Source organism: Herbaspirillum sp. WGmk3, from assembly GCF_023952535.1.
Lineage (GTDB): Bacteria > Pseudomonadota > Gammaproteobacteria > Burkholderiales > Burkholderiaceae_D > Herbaspirillum > Herbaspirillum huttiense.
The window spans coordinates 167154-182572 of record NZ_JAKYWT010000004.1 but is presented as its reverse complement, the minus strand read 5'-3'; the positions used below and the strand labels follow the sequence as shown (position 1 = coordinate 182572).

The following is a 15419-nucleotide window of genomic DNA, read 5'->3' as shown; positions in this document are numbered from 1 at the left end:
ACGCATAACGAGGAGAACCATGCAGCCCATGACGTACAAGTCCCTGTGGTTTCCGCTGGGCGCGGTCCTGATCTGGGCCGGCAATACCGTCATCAGCAAGATGTCTGCGGGCGTGATTGCGCCGGAGGATATTTCCTTCTATCGCTGGGTGCTGGCGGCGCTGCTGATGTCGCCTTTCCTGGCACGCCCGACCTGGGCGGCGCGCGCGCAGATTCGTCCTCATCTGGGCAAGATCCTGGTGCTGGCCTTGCTGGGCATGGTGCTGTTCCAGAGCCTGGCGTATTTCGCGGCGGCTACGGCGTCGGCCACCAGCATGGGCATCATCGCTTCGCTCATGCCGCTGCTCACGCTGGTACTGAGCATCAAGCTGCTCTCTGAACCACCGACGGTCGGCACCCTGGCCGGCGGCATCCTCTCGCTCTTCGGACTGGCCGTGCTGATCGGGCGCGGCCATCCGCTGGCGCTGTTCGACCAGGGCGTGGTCACGGGCGACCTGCTGATGCTGCTGGCGACCATCGCCTATGGCCTCTATGGCGTCATGCTGCGCCGCTGGGCACTGCCGCTGCGTACCTGGCAACTTCTGTACATGCAGGTGTTGATGGCGGTGGTGCTGCTGTTTCCCGGCTATGTGCTGGGCCATCATTCGCCGCTCACGCGCGAGAACCTGCCGATCCTGCTCTATGCGGGCATTGCCGCCTCCATCCTGTCGCAGTTCCTGTGGATGCGCGGGGTGCAGTATCTGGGGGCGAGCCGCTGTGCCATTTTCGTGAACCTGATGCCGGTCTTCACTGTCATCATTGCGGTGGTGGCGCTGGGCGAGCAATTGCACGGCTATCACGCCATCGGTGGGCTCATCACGCTGGCCGGCGTGATCATGGCCCAGGTCTTCAAGCAGCGACTGCGCTGGCGCACCGGCTGATCTCATAAAAAACAGGAACAGGAAAGAGACATGATCGATCCCGCCATGATCGTCAACTGCACGGTCTACAAGAAGGGCAAGAAGCTGCGCGACATCAGCCTCGATGAAATCAGCGACGTGCTCGAAGAAGAGGGCACCTTCGTCTGGCTGGGCTTGCTGGAGCCCAACGTCGAGCTGATGAACAAGATCAAGGAAGAATTCTGCCTGCACGAACTGGCCGTGGAAGATGCCTACGCCGCCCACCAGCGGCCCAAGATCGAGGAGTACGGCGACACCCTCTTCGTGGTGCTGCACACGGCCCAGCTGGCCGGCGGCGAAGTGCTGTTCGGCGAGACCCACATCCTGACCGGTCCGCGTTTCGTGGTCACGGTGCGACATGGTGCCTCGCGCAGCTATGCCAAGGTGCGCGAGCACTGCGAGATGCTGCCCGAGCGCCTGGTGCGCGGACCCAGTTTCGTGCTGTATTCCATCATGGACTTCGTGGTCGACAACTATCGTCCCATCATGGACGACCTCGAAACCAAGTTCAGCCAGTACGAGGAACAGCTCTTCAATCCCGGTGCGCTCAGCGGCAAGGCCTACTTGCAGGAGCTGTACCAGCTGAAGCGCCAGCTGATCCGCCTGCGCTCGGCCGCCACGCCGCTGCTGGACGTGTGTACCCAGCTGCTGCGCTTCCATGAAGGGCTCATCACCAAGGAAGGCAAGGCCTACTTCCGCGACATCTACGATCACGTGGTGCGCTTCATCGATACCGGCGACCGCCTGCGTGAAATGGTGGAGTCGGCCGTGCAGATCAACCTGGCCCAGGTCACCATCCACCAGAACGAGATCGTGCAGACCCTGGCCGGCTGGGGTGCCATCCTGGCCATCCCGACCATGATCTTCAGCCTCTACGGCATGAACTTCGCGCACATGCCGGGCCTGTCCTGGCAATGGAGCTTCCCGCTGGTGCTGGGCGGCATCATCACCGCCTGCACGCTGCTGTGGCGGCGTTTGCGCAAGGCGGGCTGGCTCTAGCGCGCTTTTTCTGAAACCTGTGTAAAGACCTCCGGCGGGTGCGGCAATATGTCGCACCCGTCGGCTCGTTTGCATCGCTAGACTATGCGCGGCGTCTTCTGCAGGTCACATTTCGTCCCCCGAATCCGGACTCGCGTCCTGAATGCGATTCATTCTTCTTGATAATTGCAACAAAGTTGCATTAGAATCCCGCCCTGACCGCGCACGACGGTCACTCCTCCGCGGTCAGGCAGCCACGTACCCAGCCGCAGCACAACGACATCACAAGGGAAAAGATGAAAATGACCGCACTGCGGGCGGCCGTGCTGGGCGCGCTCGCCATGGGCCAGAGCCAGCAACTGGCCTGGAGCGCCGATAACGATGCCAGCGCCGACAAGGGCCTGGGGCAGGTAGTGGTCACCGGCGCCGGTGAACGCCAGCAATACCGCCAGAGCGCCACCTCCAGCGCCACTCGCACCGAGACCCCGCTGCAGGAACTGCCGCAGTCGGTGCAGGTGGTGTCGCGCCAACTGATGGATGATTTGGCCGCTACTCGCCTGGATGACGTGCTGCTTTACGTGAGCGGCGTGGCCAAGCAGAACAACTTCGGCGGGCTGTGGGACAACTATTCGATCCGCGGATTTTCCGGCAGCGAGAATGGCGGCATGAACATTCTCTGGAATGGTTTCGCCTCCAATCGCGGCTACGCGCCCCCGCGCGATACCGCCAATGTCGAGAGCATCGATTTCCTCAAGGGGCCGGCCGCAGCGCTGTATGGCAACAGCGAGCCGGGCGGCACCATCAACGTGGTCACCAAGAAGCCGCAGTTCAAGGCTGCGAATTCGCTGGATCTGTCGGTGGACAGCCGCGGCGGCTACCGCAGCGCGGTCGACTCCACCGGCGCGCTCAACAGCGAAGTGGCATACCGGCTCAATGCGGCCTTCGAGCACAAAAACAGCTTCCGCGACAACGTCAGCAGCGACCGCGAATTCCTGGCACCGGCCTTTGCCTGGGTGCTCAGCGACCGGACCATCCTGAACTATGAAGGTGAATACCTGCGCCAGAAGGCCCCGCTGGATCGCGGCATCGTGGCCGTCAACGGCAATCTGGGCGTGCTGCCGGTCTCGCGCTTCCTGGGCGAGCCGCGCGATGGCGACATCAAGATGCAGAACACCAACCACCTGCTGACGCTGGAGCATCGCCTGGACGACAACTGGCATCTGCGCACCGGCGTGTTCCACAAGGATGGCACGCTGGATGGCTACTCCACCGAAGCCTCGGCCCTGCAGGCCGACAACGCCACCCTGCGCCGCCAGCGCCGCTACCGCGATTACAGCTGGCACGACACGTCGCTGCAGGCGGAACTGGGCGGCAAGCTGCAGACCGGGGGCATGCAGCATGAAGTGCTGGTGGGCACGGAAGTGGACTGGCTCACGCTGGACCAGCGCATGCTGCGCGTGAACCCGACCGCTGCCGCGCCCTACGCGCTCAACATCTACAACCCGGTCTATGGCCAGCCGCAGCCCACACCCGCGCCCAACACCGATACCAGCGAACGCCAGATCAGCACCGCGCTCTATCTGCAGGACCAGGTGAGTCTCGGCGATCGCTGGAAATTGCTGGCCGGCCTGCGTGCCGACGGCTTCCGCTCCACGCTCAACAACCTGCGCACCGGTACCACCACTCGCCAGGACAAGACCGCCTATTCCCCGCGCCTGGGCCTGACCTATCTGTTCACGCCTGCGTGGTCAGCTTACGTCAGCGCCAGCAAATCCTTCCGTCCCAACAGCGGCAGCGATGTCAGCGGCAATGCCTTCAGCCCCGAGACTTCGCGCGCCGCCGAAATCGGCCTGAAGTTCCAGAGCGAAGACCAGCGCAGCGGCGCGACGCTGGCCGTGTTTGACATCACCAAGCAGAATGTGCTGACCACCGACCCGGCCAATCCCTCCTTCTCGATTGCCGCCGGCGAAGTGCGCAGCAAGGGCGTGGAGCTGGATGCCAACGCACGCCTGGGCCACCACTGGCGCCTGACCGGCAACCTGGCCTATACCGACGCGTACGTCAGCAAGGACAACACCCTGACGGTGGGCTCGCGGCTGATCAATGTGCCGCGTGTATCGGGAAGTGTACTGGCGGTGTTTGAAGATGCGTCCGCAAGTGGCTCGCCCTACGGTATCGGTGGTGGCCTGAACTACGTGGGCAACCGTACCGGTGACCAGGCTGGCAGTTTCAAGCTGCCCGCCTACGTGACGGCGCGTGCCCTGGCTTACTGGCAGTTCACGCCCAAGATGAAGCTGTCGCTGGACGTGAACAACCTCTTCAACAAGCGTTATTACAGCAGCTCCTACAGCAACGTATGGATCATGCCGGGCGATGAGCGTACCGCCACGCTGGCGCTCAACGTCAAGTTCTGAAGGAGCGCCACTTGGCTTGTCCACCCCCCGCGCCGCGCCGGCGCGCCTTGCTGGCGCTGCTGGCAGCGAGCCCCTGGCCGCTGGCATGGGCGCATGGCGATGAGGCCGGACCCCATTCCCACGCCATCACGCAAACCGGCAGCGATGTCCTGACCGTGGTCGGTCCGTGGGAACTGACCGGGCTCGACCCTTCGCGCTCCGGCTACATGTTCGCCCGCATGGAGGTGCTGCAGACCCTGCTGGAAGTCGATGATGCCGGCCAGTTGCGGCCGGGACTGGCCACGGGCTGGCAGGTCAGTGCCGATGGCCTGCAATGGCGCTTTGCCCTGCCACGTGCACGGCGCTACCACGATGGCAGCGACGTCACGCCCGCCAGTATCCTGGCCTGTCTGCAGCGCGCCGCTGTCCGGCCAGGTGTACTGCAACTGGCAGGGATCACCGGGATGGCTGTACAGCAAAGTGAACTGGTACTGTCCCTGCGCCAGCCCTTTGGTCCGCTGCCTTATCTGCTCACGCATTACTCCACGCAGATCCTGGCCCCGGCCAGTTTCGATGCGCAGGGCAATGTGGTGGCCATTCTTGGTACGGGGCCGTTTCGCATCAAGTCGATCAGCCTGCCGCAGCAGTTCGATGTCGAACGGGCGGAGGCCGCGCCGGGGAGGGCGGTGCAGCGGGCCCGCTACATCAGCGTCTCGCGTGCGGAAACGCGCACGCTGCTGGTCCAGAGCGGGCAGGCCGACCTGGCCTTCTCGCTGGATCCGCCCAGCATCCGCGCCTTGCAGGACAGTCCGCGTGCCGTGCTGCTGTCGGCCATGCTGCCGCGTACCACCCTCCTGAAGCTCAATGCCGGCCATCCCTTCCTGGCCGATGTACGCGTGCGCCGCGCCATTGCCCTGTGCATCGAGCGCGAGGGCATCGCACGTGCCTTGCTGCGCGATGCCGACCTCGGGGCCACGCAACTGCTGCCGCCTTCGCTGGCACGCTGGCATGACACTCGCCTGCCGCCCCTGCATACCGATCTGAAGCAGGCCCGCCGCCTGCTGGAAGAGGCTGGCTGGCGTCTCGGTGCCGATGGCACACGCTGGAAGGAAGGCCAGAAGTTGCAATTGACGTTGACCACCTTTGTGGACCGTCCCGAGTTGCCGCTGATCGCCACCGCCTTGCAGGAAGAGATGCGCCAGATCGGCATCGCCGTGCGCGTGACCATCGGCAATTCCAGCGACATTCCCGCCGGCCATCGCAGCGGCCAATTGCAGATGGCGCTGGCCGCTCGCAATTACGGCAACCTGCCCGACCCGGTGGCCAGTCTCCTGCAGGACTTCGGCCCGCAGGGCGGTGACTGGGGCGCCATGGGCTGGCACAACCAGGAAGTGCCGGCCCTGCTGGCCAAACTGGCTGCCACTCCGGCCGGTGAGGCCGACAGCGGCCGCGCCGAACGCGCGCGCATCGTGGCGGTACTGCAGGAGCAGTTGCCGGTGATCCCGGTGGTCTGGTATCGCCAGACCTGCGCCGTCAGCCGCCGCCTGCGCGGTGCCAGCATCGATCCCTTTGAACGCAGTTACCGCATCGCTTCCCTGCAATGGACCTGACCCGCCTCCTGACCTTACCTCCGGCCACGCGCCGGCAGCTGGCCAGCGCCCTGGGCCAGCGCTTGCTGCAAGCGGCGCTGGTGGCGCTGCTGGTCGGCACGCTGTGCTTCTTCATGACGCGCCTGCTGCCCGGCGACATGGCCTATCGCATCGCCGCCGGCCGCTACGGCTACGACATGGTGACCACCGAAGCGGCCCTGGCCGTGCGCGCCGAACTGGGCCTGGACCAACCCTGGTTCATGGCCTTGAGCGAGTGGTGGAGCCGCCTGCTGCATCTGGACCTGGGCGTGTCGCAAGTGACGGCACTGCCGGTGCTGGTGGAAATCACGCATCAGCTGGGCCCGACGCTGCGTCTGTCTTTCCTGGCGATGGTGCTGTCGCTGCTGATCGGTCCGACCCTGGGTGTGCTGGCGGGACTGCATCCCGGTGGCTGGCTGGACCGCGCCACGCTGGCGGTGTCGGTGTTGTTGCGGGCCTTGCCGTCCTTCCTGCTGGGACTGGTGCTGGTGTTGCTGTTCTCGGTGCAATTGGGCGCCTTGCCGGCGGCCGGGCACACCGACCACGGCGGCATCCTGCTGCCGGCACTGACGCTGGCCCTGGGGCTGGCGGCGGTGTCCTGCCGGGTGGCGCGCGATGCCATGGTGCAGGTGCGGGGCTCCGAGTATTTCGCCTTCGCGCTGACCAAGGGCCTCACTCCCGCGCAGGCATTGTTGCGCCATGGCGTGCGCAATGTCGCTGCGCCGGTCACGGCCTATCTGGGCGTGCAGCTGGTGATGCTGGTCGAAGGTGTCGTGCTGGTGGAAACCATCTTCGCCTGGCCGGGCATCGGCCACGCGCTGGTGCATGCCATTTTCGGACGCGATGTGCCGATGATCCAGGGCACGGCGCTGGTGCTGGGTTTGCTCTTCGTTCTCTTCAACGCGCTGGTGGATGCCGCCTGCGCCTTCATCGATCCGCGTCGCCGACCATGAGCCTGTCTTCCGAATATTTGCTAGAGCCCGAGGCACGGCGCTGGACCTCCGCACAGATCGCGGGCGTGCTGCTGCTGGTGCTGATCGTGCTGTTCGCCTGGCTGGGACCCTTGCTGATCGATGCCGATCCGGCGCGCCAGCAACTGGCGCGCTTTCTGGAAGCGCCCAGCCTGGCCCATCCGCTGGGCTATGACCAGCTCGGCCGCGACATGCTGGCGCGACTGGTGCATGGCACGCGGCTGTCGTTGTCGCTGGCGGTGGTGAGCGTGCTGTCGGCGGCCATTCCCGGTGTGCTCATTGGCTTGCTGGCGGCCTGGTGCGGCGGCTGGATCGAGCGCGTGCTGGCGGCCTTCGCGGACGCCGTGCTGGCCTTGCCGGGCCTGCTGCTGGTGCTGTTGCTGGCGGCGTTTGCGCCGGGCGGGTTCTGGCCGCTCTATGTCGGCATCTCGCTGGCCTTGTGGGTCGAATATTTCCGCGTAGTGCGTGCGGCCAGCCGCATCTTGCTGGCGAGTCCGCAGGTGGAAGCCTCGCGCTTGCTGGGATTTGGTCCCGGCTACATCGTGCGGCGCCACCTGCTGCCGGCGCTGCTGCCGCGCCTGTTCACGCTGATGCGCTTCGGGCTGGCGGGGGCGGTGCTGGCGATGTCGGCACTTGGTTTCGTTGGCGTCGGCTTGCAGCCGCCCACGCCGGAACTGGGCGTGATGATGATCGAACTGCTGCCGTATTACCGCGGGGCGCCGTGGCTGCTGGGTGCGCCGGTAGGGGTACTGTTCCTCACCTTGCTGGGTTTGCTGTTGTTGTCACCACAGAAGGGACAGGCATGAACACACTTTCCCCGGATGCGGCTTTGCGGGTGCAGGACCTGTCCGTCTGGCACGGCCAGAGCGCGCTGGTGCAGGGCATCGATTTTTCCATTGCGCGCGGCGGGGTGATGACCCTGCTGGGCGAGAGCGGTTCGGGCAAGTCGCTGCTGGCCCAGGCCATCATGGGCAATCTGCCGGGCAGCCTGCGCTGCAGCGGGCAGATCGAGATCGATGGCCAGCGTAGTGATGCGGCCGATAGCGCCGTGCGCCAGCGCGGCTGGGGTCGGCGCATTGCGCTCTTGCCGCAGGAACCCTGGCTGGCGCTGGACCCGACCATGACGGTCGCGCGCCAGGTGGCCGAAACCTATGAACTGGTCAGCCATCCCGCCGCCGATACCCAGGACGACAGCCTGCGCGCTGCACGCAAAGAAGCGCGCACCCTGGCCGGGCAGGCACTGGCCAGCCTGGGATTGGAGGACGCGGCCGACAAGTATCCTTTCATGATCTCGGGCGGCATGGCCCAGCGGGTAGCCTTCCTGGCCACGCACGCGGCGGGCGCGCCGCTGCTGATCATCGATGAGCCGACCAAGGGGCTGGATGCGGACCGGCGCGGCGAGGTGCTGGCCTTGCTGCAGGCGGCGCAGCAGCAGGGCATGAGCCTGCTGTGCATCACCCATGATGTATGGCTGGCGCGAGCGCTGGGCGGCGAACTGGCGGTGATGCTCAACGGATGCCTGGTGGAACGCGGTCCGGCCGACGCGCTGCTGGCCCGACCACAGCATGCTTATACGCGCCGCCTGCTGGCGGCGGATCCGGCCTGCTGGACGCCACCGGTAGCAGCTGGGGCGAGCGCCGGCCCTTCATCACCGGTGATCGTCGAGGTCAGCAAGGTGGCCAAGCGCTTCGGCCAGCAGGCGCTGTTCAGCGATGTCAGTGCCCGTATCCATGCCGGCGAAATCGTCGCCATCAGCGGACCCAGCGGGGCCGGCAAAACCACCTTCGGCAACATCGTGCTGGGCCTGTTGCCGCCGGATGCGGGGCAGGTCACGCGCGCCCCCGGCCTGGCGCTTACCGCCTTCCAGAAGATCTATCAGGATCCGGCGGCAGCGTTCGCGCCCGCCGTCACGCTGCGTCAGTCACTGCGCGATCTGGTGCGCCTGCACGGCCTCGACTGGCAGCGCCTGGAAGCGCTGCTGGCGCGCATGCGTGTCTCGCCCGCGCTGCTGGAGCGTCTGCCGCGCCAGGTGTCGGGCGGCGAGCTGCAGCGCATCGCGCTGGCGCGCGTGCTGTTGCTGCAGCCGGCACTGATCTTTGCGGATGAACCGACCTCGCGCCTGGATCCGCTGACCCAACAGGAAGTCATTGCCTTGCTGGTGGAAGAAGCCAGGCAGGCGGGCAGTGCCGTGCTGCTGGTGACGCACGATGCCGATATCGTGCGTTGTGTGGCGGATCGCCGCTTGCACCTGGGGCCGGCGGCGCAGCCTGCCTGAGTGGCGCAATACAGCCTGAGCCCGGCGTAATACAGCGGGGCGCTGACCGCCGGCCGCTCAGGCGCTGTTTTCGTCGCGGCCTTCCGGGTGCAGTGATCCGGAGGCCATCTGGCCGCTCAACAGCACGCTGTTCCACTTGCCTTGGGCCGAGGTCGCGCCCTCGGGCAGAAGCATGTAGGACAGGCTCTGCAAGCCGCAATACTGTTCCAGATAATCGCGCGCATGCGCCATGCGCGCACGCAGCTGGGTGATGCTGTCCTTGCCGCCCGGCTGCATGGGCAGAAATTCAAACACCACCTCCGGATGCAGGAATTCGGTCAGGTGCCGGATCACCTGTTCGGCATCGGATGCTTCGGTGATGAATTCGTGATGGGCCGGACTGGCTTCATCACGCAACTGGTAGCGGATCAGGCAGCGCATCGTTCACCTCAGGCCAGGATAGTCGGAGATCACGGACAGGCGGGGATAGTCATGCTGGATGGCGCGGTCGCGGCCTTGTTCCTTGGCGCGATAGAGGGCGGCATCTGCGGTGTCGATCAGTTCGCGTGCATCGACCTGCGCACCCTTGCCGCTGGCCAGGCTGGCGGCGCCCACGCTGATGGTGACATGGCCGACCGAGCTGCCTTCGTGCGGGATGTTCAGGGCGCGCACTGCCTGCACCAGGCGGCTGGAAATGGCGCTGGCACTGGCGGCATTGCAATTGGGCAGGATCAGCGCGAATTCCTCGCCGCCGTAACGCGCCACGATGTCGCCCTGGCGGCGCGCCACGCTGTTGAGGGCGGCGGCCACCTGCTTGAGACAGATGTCGCCCGCAGCGTGGCCGTAGGTATCGTTGTAGCGCTTGAAGTGGTCCACATCCACCATGATCAGCGAGAGCGATTCGCCGGAGCGGTTCAGGCGCGCCAGTTCGGCCGTCAGGGCGGCATCGAAGTAGCGGCGGTTGAAGACGTCGGTCAGGCCATCCTTCTGCGACTGCGCTTCCAGGGTGCGATACAGGCGTTCCAGTTCGGTCCGCGCGGTGATGGCTTCCAGTTCCGCATTCTCGCGTCCGGCCACTTGTGCCACCAGACGGTTGCCGCCATAGGCGATGATGATGAGCAACAGCATCACGGCGATGCCGCGGATCCACACACGCCGCGTCCAGTCTTCCAGCACGTCGTCCTTGGCCAGCGCCACCGCCACGAACAAGGGATACAGGCTGCAATGCTGGAAGCTGGTCAGGCGCACGATGTCGTCGCGCGGCGAGCGCAACTCAAAGCTGCCTTGTTCGGCCTTGCTCAGGTAATTGGTCACCAGCGTGGACTTGGAGATGTCCAGCCCGATCGAATAGCTCAGCAGCGGCTGGCGGTAGATCACGGTACCTTCCTTGAGTCCGAACAGGATGGCGCCATCGCGGCCGATGGCAAACTGTTCGTAATAGCGCTGGAAGTGGGAAAGATCGACATCGGCCACCACCACCCCGGCAAAGCTGCCGTCTGCATGGTTGATGCGGCGGCTCATGGTCACGATCCACTGGCCGTTGGTACGGCTGCGCATGGGCTTGCCAATGTAGGCTTGGTCGGTGCGCAGGCGCTGGTGATGCAGGAAATAATCATCCTGGATGTAGCGGTGTTCCAGGGTGGCTTGCGAGGTGCCGATGGCCAGACCCGTTTCGTCATACACCATCAGCCCGGCCAGTTGCGGCACGGCGGCCACCGAGGCCACCATGAACTCGTGGGTGCGGCGACGGCCGGCTACGCCGGGGCCGTCATATTCCATGTGCTCCTGGATGCCCAGCAGCACCACGTCGATTTCCTTGAAGGACTGGTCGGCATGCTGGGTCAGGGCCAGCGCCATGTTGGAGGCATTGCGGATGGCCTCGTCGGTGGCCACTTCATAGGCTCGCCAGGCCGACCAGGCCTCCAGTACCACGATGATGAGACAGACCACGACCACGAACAGCTTGGCCGTCTTGGATGCGCGCTGAATTCTTTGTTCTGGCATGTTGTCGCTTTCCCCCGGAAACGGCGTTTCCCCCCCGGCACCTTTCTTGCCCGATTGCATTGTTGTTGAAGCTGTTGGGCACGTCTATCAGGGATGTCCTGAACTTGTACGGAGATTAACAGATTCCCCCCTCGCAAGGGCAAGCCTCCACGTGCTGCAAGTGCGGCAGCGGGGCCCCTGTGGCCCGCTGCCGTGGTGTGCCCGCCTCAGTCGTAACGGCGGCTGAAGAGGATGTTCAGGCCATTGATGGTGCCGGCGCGCGCCACTACCGACCAGCGCCGCGAGATCTGCCAGGTGGCCTTGGCCACGCTGGCGGCCCCCTGCAGGCTCTGCTCGTAGCCCAGCGTGATCTTCTCGGTGATGGCCTTGCCCAGGTTGACCACTTGTTCGTCCGTCAGTCCCGATTCGCTGGAGCCGATGCTGAACTGGTCCAGCCCGATATCCTTGGCGATGCGCTTGCCGCCCATGTTGCCCACCAGCGCCAGCGCCTGGCTGCTGGCGGTACGCTGGCCGATGCTGGAGCTGTCGGTGCCGTGGCCGAACATCATCCAGGACAGTTTTTCGTCATCCGGCACATTGGGTTCGGACACCAGCTGCACGCGCGGCTGGTTGGCATTGCCGGTCACCGAGACCCCGGCTTCGACATCCTGGTTGCGGCGCATGGCCAGGATGTTGATGTTGGGATTGGCGATCGGCCCCTGGAAGTTGATGATGCCGCGCTCGATATTGAGTTTTGTGCCAAAAGCTTCATAACTGCCCTCGGCCACGTTGATGGTGCCCGTGGCACGCAGCGGCAAGAGCGGTTCGCTGCGAACATTCATATCGCCCCGCAAGCGCAGGTCTGCGCCGCTGCCGCGGAAGCGGAAGTCGTTGCCCAGGTCGACCGCCAGGTTGATGACCGGGGCGAACTTGCTGGCCGGTTTTTCGGTGGCCGCTTCCAGTTTCTGTTGCGAGGAGGCCGCCGCACCGACGCGGTTCTTGCCGCTGCGGCTGACGATGACCACATCATCGCCCAGCTTGGGGGCGCTGCTCTTGGGCAGGTCGAACAGGGCACGGTCCACGGTGAACTTGCCATCCACCCGCAACTGTTCGTTGACGTTGCTGATCTTGCCTTCGCCGGAGAGCATCAGCTGGCGGTCCGGGCTGGCGAACAGTTCCAGGTGGTCGGCGGTGAGGGTGGCGTTGAGGTCGGGATTGTCGGCCCCCAGCTGGATCTTGCCGCCGGCGCGCAGGGTGCCGCGTCCACCGTGGAATTCGATCTGGCGCAGTTCGATCACGTTGCTGTCCATGACGATGCGCACGATGCCATCCTTGAGCTGGATGCCCTGGTCGAATTCGGTCACGGCCAGGTTGTCGCCATTGATGGCCCCGGACAGGCGCGGCTGCGCCAGCGTGCCGCCGGCATTGAGGCTGGCGGCCAGCTTGCCGTTGAGGCTCACTTGCGGACCGATCAGGTCGCCCACGCGCTTGAGTTCCGGTACATCGAGACTGGCCTTCAGGTTGAGCGGCGATTCGGGGGCCAGCGCCAGCAGCGACTCTACCCGGCGCAGGCCGACATCTCCGCCGAGGTCCAGCGTGCCGATGCGGGCGGCGTTGACGCGGCCGGTCACGTTCATGCGCTCGCCCTGGAACTGGCTGCGCAGCTGCAGTTCGGACAGGCCCATGGCCGCTTCGCCGACGCTGGTGGTCACCCGCACATCGCCTGACTTGCGCGCGATCTGCAGATAGCCGCTGGCGGTCTCGGCCAGGTTGAAGTCCCAGTCGCTGTCCAGCACCAGGTCGGTCTTGACCGGTGGCGGCGTGCCGGTGAACTGCTGTACCAGTTCCAGCACCCGGCCCACATCCAGCGCGCGTACCTGTCCGGCGGAAGCCAGACGGCCCTGGCGGTAGGACAGGCGCTTGAGATCCAGCGCGGTACGGTCGATCTCGATGCGGGTGCTGCCGGCCTCGATGCCCTCGGCCGAGGCGTCCAGCGTGAGCGGGCTGGTCATGGCGATGCGCGGCAAGCCCTGGTTGCTGAACTGGTCGAGACTGCCGGCCCAGCCATAGTTGCCACGGGTCTTTTCAGTGACTTTCCCGTGCGCGGCCAGGTTCAGGTCCAGCACCTGATCAGCTAGCTTGCCCTTGGCTTGCAGGGCCAGCGTGTGGCTGGCGTAGGTACCATCGAGCTTGAGCGACAGGCGCGCCAGTTCGGCTTGCGGGCCGCTGTAACCATCGCCTTCCAGGCTCAGGGCCAGGCGGTTGTCGGGCGAAGCCACGCCGGCAGCCAGGTTGCTGTGCAACTCGCTCTGGCCGGACAGGTGATGCAGCTTGTGCGGGCCGAAGGCCAGTTGCTCGGCCTGGAAACTGGCCAGCAGGTTGGGGCGTTCGCGCGTACCGCTGAGGATGCCGTCCACCCGCAACAGCCCGCCCAGGCCATAACCCAGGCGCGCCAGTTGCGGCGCATCGACCTTGAGCTTGAGCTTGTCGCGGGTGCTGCCGAAGCTGCCGTCCAGATCCAGCGTATTGCCGGCGATCTGCACATTGGCGCGGCTGGGCAAGAGGCGCATGCCGGCCAGGTTGATGTCGCCCTGGCCGCTCATGGGCAGGGCGTCGTAGGTGCTGTCATGGATGCGGAAGCCCAGCTTGAGCTTCAGCTCAGGCGAGAGTGCACCGGCGGCATTGAAATCCATGTTGATGCGCGCCGGCACCGGTTTGGAAGCCGCTGCTGCGGTACGTTTGCGACCCTTGCCCGTGCTGGCGGGCGGCGGCGTCACTGCCTGCAGCACGGCGGTCGGATCGAAGTCCACCAGGCGGCCCTTGAAGGCGTACTCCATGGCAGCGGCGGTCTGCAGCGTGCCGGAGGTTTCCAGGCGCGACTTGCCGGCCGTCAGCGAGGCTTCGCGCAGTTGCACGCGATCTTGGCCGATCACGCTGTCCACATGCAGCTTCAGCGTGCTGTCCTGCAGGGTCAGGAGGACTTGCTGGGCATCGGGAGCGAGCGTGAGGTCGACCGGACCGGACAGCCGGGTCGGGCGCACCTGGCGATGCAGCTGGTTCAGGTCCAGATCGCTCACGCGCAGTTTGAACTGTCCGGACAGCGGTTCCTGCTTGCCGGGCTCGCTGCTGCCGGGCCGGAACTGGCCGCTGCCTTCGATGCGCCCTTGCTGCGGCAGACGGATCTCCAGCCGTGACAGGGTTTGCTGCTGCAGGTCCAGTTTCAGGTCGGCGCTGGCCGAGAGCAGCGGCAGGCGTTGCTGGTCCAGGCTGCCGGGACGGGCGTTGTCGATCTCGACGCGGCCAGCGACTTGCAGCGGTGCGTCGGCGGCCAGCCCGGCGGGCGGCGCGAGGTCGGCGCGCAGGTTCAGGTCGGCGGCTGGTGCGGCGGCGTTGAAGGCTTGCGGATTGAGGTGTTGCAGGTCCACCTTGGCGCGTTTGAGCGGCACGCTGGCAAAGGGCGTGGCGACGATGTCGGCATGGCCCTTGAGCTTGTCGCCGCCGGCGGTGAGCGCGATGCCCAGTTCCTGCAGCGAGCCCGACAGTTGCGCGGCCAGCTGGTATTGCTCTTGGCTTTCGCCATATTGGTAGGCACCGGCCAGTTCCAGCCCGCCGCCGATGGCGAAGGGCTGCTTGCCGTTCAGGTGCAGCAGGGCGGTGGCGTCACCGAACGGCGTGGTGAGGCTGTCCAGCACCAGCGTGTGCTGCACGCCGTCGGAGTTGCCGTGCAATTTCAGTTTGGAGAGTTCGGTGGTGGAGGTGCCCTGGGTCAGGCTGAGACTGGCCAGACTGATCTCGCGGATGTCCAGTGCCAGCGGGATCTCCAGCGAGCCCGGCATGCTGCTCGGTTCTGACGGCGAGGGTTGCTGGTTCAGGCGCACCTTGCCCACGCGCAGGTAATCGATACTGAATCTGCGTTGCAGCAGCGCCAGATGCCAGCGCGCATCCACGCTGTCGATGTCGAGGATGCGCTTCTCATCCTGGTAATGCAGATCGCGCAGACGCAGACCGTCGGCCACGGTACCGCCCAGCAATTGGCCGGAGAGTTTGCCGTCGAGCGTCTTGACGGCGGTATTCCAGAGCAGGCGGGCACCGCTCTCGGTATGGGTGGCATACAGGGCGGCACCGGCGGCGGCCAGCACCAGCAGGGCCATGGTGCCACCGCTCCAGGCGGCGATACGGCGGCCGCGGCTGGCGCGACGGCGCGGCGGCGGTGCGGAGGGGGCTTGCTGCGGATCGTGTTGCGGTTCGCTCATGCTGGTGGGTGATTCGAATTCA

General features: G+C 65.6%; 10 protein-coding genes. 7 read left to right on the top strand and 3 right to left on the bottom strand.

What is annotated here, in order from left to right:
• Positions 1-28: 28 nt before the first annotated feature.
• The 7 genes from MKD49_RS16550 (at position 29) to MKD49_RS16520 (ending at position 9182) form a co-directional block, all read left to right on the top strand.
• Positions 29-919 (top strand): DMT family transporter, encoded by an 891-nt coding sequence (locus MKD49_RS16550; RefSeq protein ID WP_088756778.1) that lies wholly within the window; start codon positions 29-31, stop codon positions 917-919.
• A gap of 30 nt (positions 920-949) precedes the next feature.
• Positions 950-1936: a magnesium and cobalt transport protein CorA gene (locus MKD49_RS16545; RefSeq protein ID WP_121038628.1), complete on the top strand. Its 987-nt coding sequence runs from the start codon at positions 950-952 to the stop codon at positions 1934-1936.
• A gap of 275 nt (positions 1937-2211) precedes the next feature.
• Positions 2212-4329: a TonB-dependent siderophore receptor gene (locus MKD49_RS16540; protein ID WP_252696854.1), complete on the top strand. Its 2118-nt coding sequence runs from the start codon at positions 2212-2214 to the stop codon at positions 4327-4329.
• 11 nt (positions 4330-4340) lie between these two features.
• Positions 4341-5918, top strand: a complete 1578-nt coding sequence (locus tag MKD49_RS16535) for an ABC transporter substrate-binding protein (protein WP_252696853.1) — start codon at positions 4341-4343, stop codon at positions 5916-5918.
• Positions 5909-6889 (top strand): ABC transporter permease, encoded by a 981-nt coding sequence (locus MKD49_RS16530; RefSeq protein WP_121038636.1) that lies wholly within the window; start codon positions 5909-5911, stop codon positions 6887-6889. The genes MKD49_RS16535 and MKD49_RS16530 overlap by 10 nt, the downstream gene beginning before the upstream one ends.
• Positions 6886-7713, top strand: coding sequence for an ABC transporter permease (locus MKD49_RS16525; protein ID WP_252696852.1), 828 nt, complete (start codon positions 6886-6888; stop codon positions 7711-7713). The genes MKD49_RS16530 and MKD49_RS16525 overlap by 4 nt, the downstream gene beginning before the upstream one ends.
• The gene (locus tag MKD49_RS16520; protein WP_252696851.1) at positions 7710-9182 is read left to right on the top strand and encodes an ABC transporter ATP-binding protein; all 1473 of its coding nucleotides are present in this window, start codon (positions 7710-7712) and stop codon (positions 9180-9182) included. The genes MKD49_RS16525 and MKD49_RS16520 overlap by 4 nt, the downstream gene beginning before the upstream one ends.
• 57 nt (positions 9183-9239) lie before the next feature.
• Here MKD49_RS16520 and MKD49_RS16515 read toward each other — a convergent pair whose 3' ends face one another.
• From MKD49_RS16515 to MKD49_RS16505, 3 genes are all read right to left on the bottom strand, one after another.
• Complete coding sequence (locus MKD49_RS16515; protein WP_252696850.1) at positions 9240-9602, bottom strand: hypothetical protein; 363 nt, start codon at positions 9600-9602, stop codon at positions 9240-9242.
• Positions 9603-9605: 3 nt separating this feature from the next.
• Complete coding sequence (locus tag MKD49_RS16510; protein ID WP_134221869.1) at positions 9606-11165, bottom strand: sensor domain-containing diguanylate cyclase; 1560 nt, start codon at positions 11163-11165, stop codon at positions 9606-9608.
• Between the two features lie 206 nt (positions 11166-11371).
• Positions 11372-15397, bottom strand: coding sequence for a translocation/assembly module TamB domain-containing protein (locus MKD49_RS16505; protein ID WP_252696849.1), 4026 nt, complete (start codon positions 15395-15397; stop codon positions 11372-11374).
• Between the last annotated feature and the right edge of the window lie 22 nt (positions 15398-15419).

Excerpts from the sequence above, each read along its gene's own strand:
- MKD49_RS16550 (WP_088756778.1), top strand. The coding sequence starts at position 29 with ATGACGTACAAGTCCCTGTGGTTTCCGCTGGGCGCGGTCCTGATCTGG.
- MKD49_RS16545 (WP_121038628.1), top strand. The coding sequence starts at position 950 with ATGATCGATCCCGCCATGATCGTCAACTGCACGGTCTACAAGAAGGGC.
- MKD49_RS16540 (WP_252696854.1), top strand. The coding sequence starts at position 2,212 with ATGAAAATGACCGCACTGCGGGCGGCCGTGCTGGGCGCGCTCGCCATG.
- MKD49_RS16530 (WP_121038636.1), top strand. The coding sequence starts at position 5,909 with ATGGACCTGACCCGCCTCCTGACCTTACCTCCGGCCACGCGCCGGCAG.
- MKD49_RS16525 (WP_252696852.1), top strand. The coding sequence starts at position 6,886 with ATGAGCCTGTCTTCCGAATATTTGCTAGAGCCCGAGGCACGGCGCTGG.
- MKD49_RS16520 (WP_252696851.1), top strand. The coding sequence starts at position 7,710 with ATGAACACACTTTCCCCGGATGCGGCTTTGCGGGTGCAGGACCTGTCC.
- MKD49_RS16515 (WP_252696850.1), bottom strand. The coding sequence starts at position 9,602 with ATGCGCTGCCTGATCCGCTACCAGTTGCGTGATGAAGCCAGTCCGGCC.
- MKD49_RS16510 (WP_134221869.1), bottom strand. The coding sequence starts at position 11,165 with ATGCCAGAACAAAGAATTCAGCGCGCATCCAAGACGGCCAAGCTGTTC.
- MKD49_RS16505 (WP_252696849.1), bottom strand. The coding sequence starts at position 15,397 with ATGAGCGAACCGCAACACGATCCGCAGCAAGCCCCCTCCGCACCGCCG.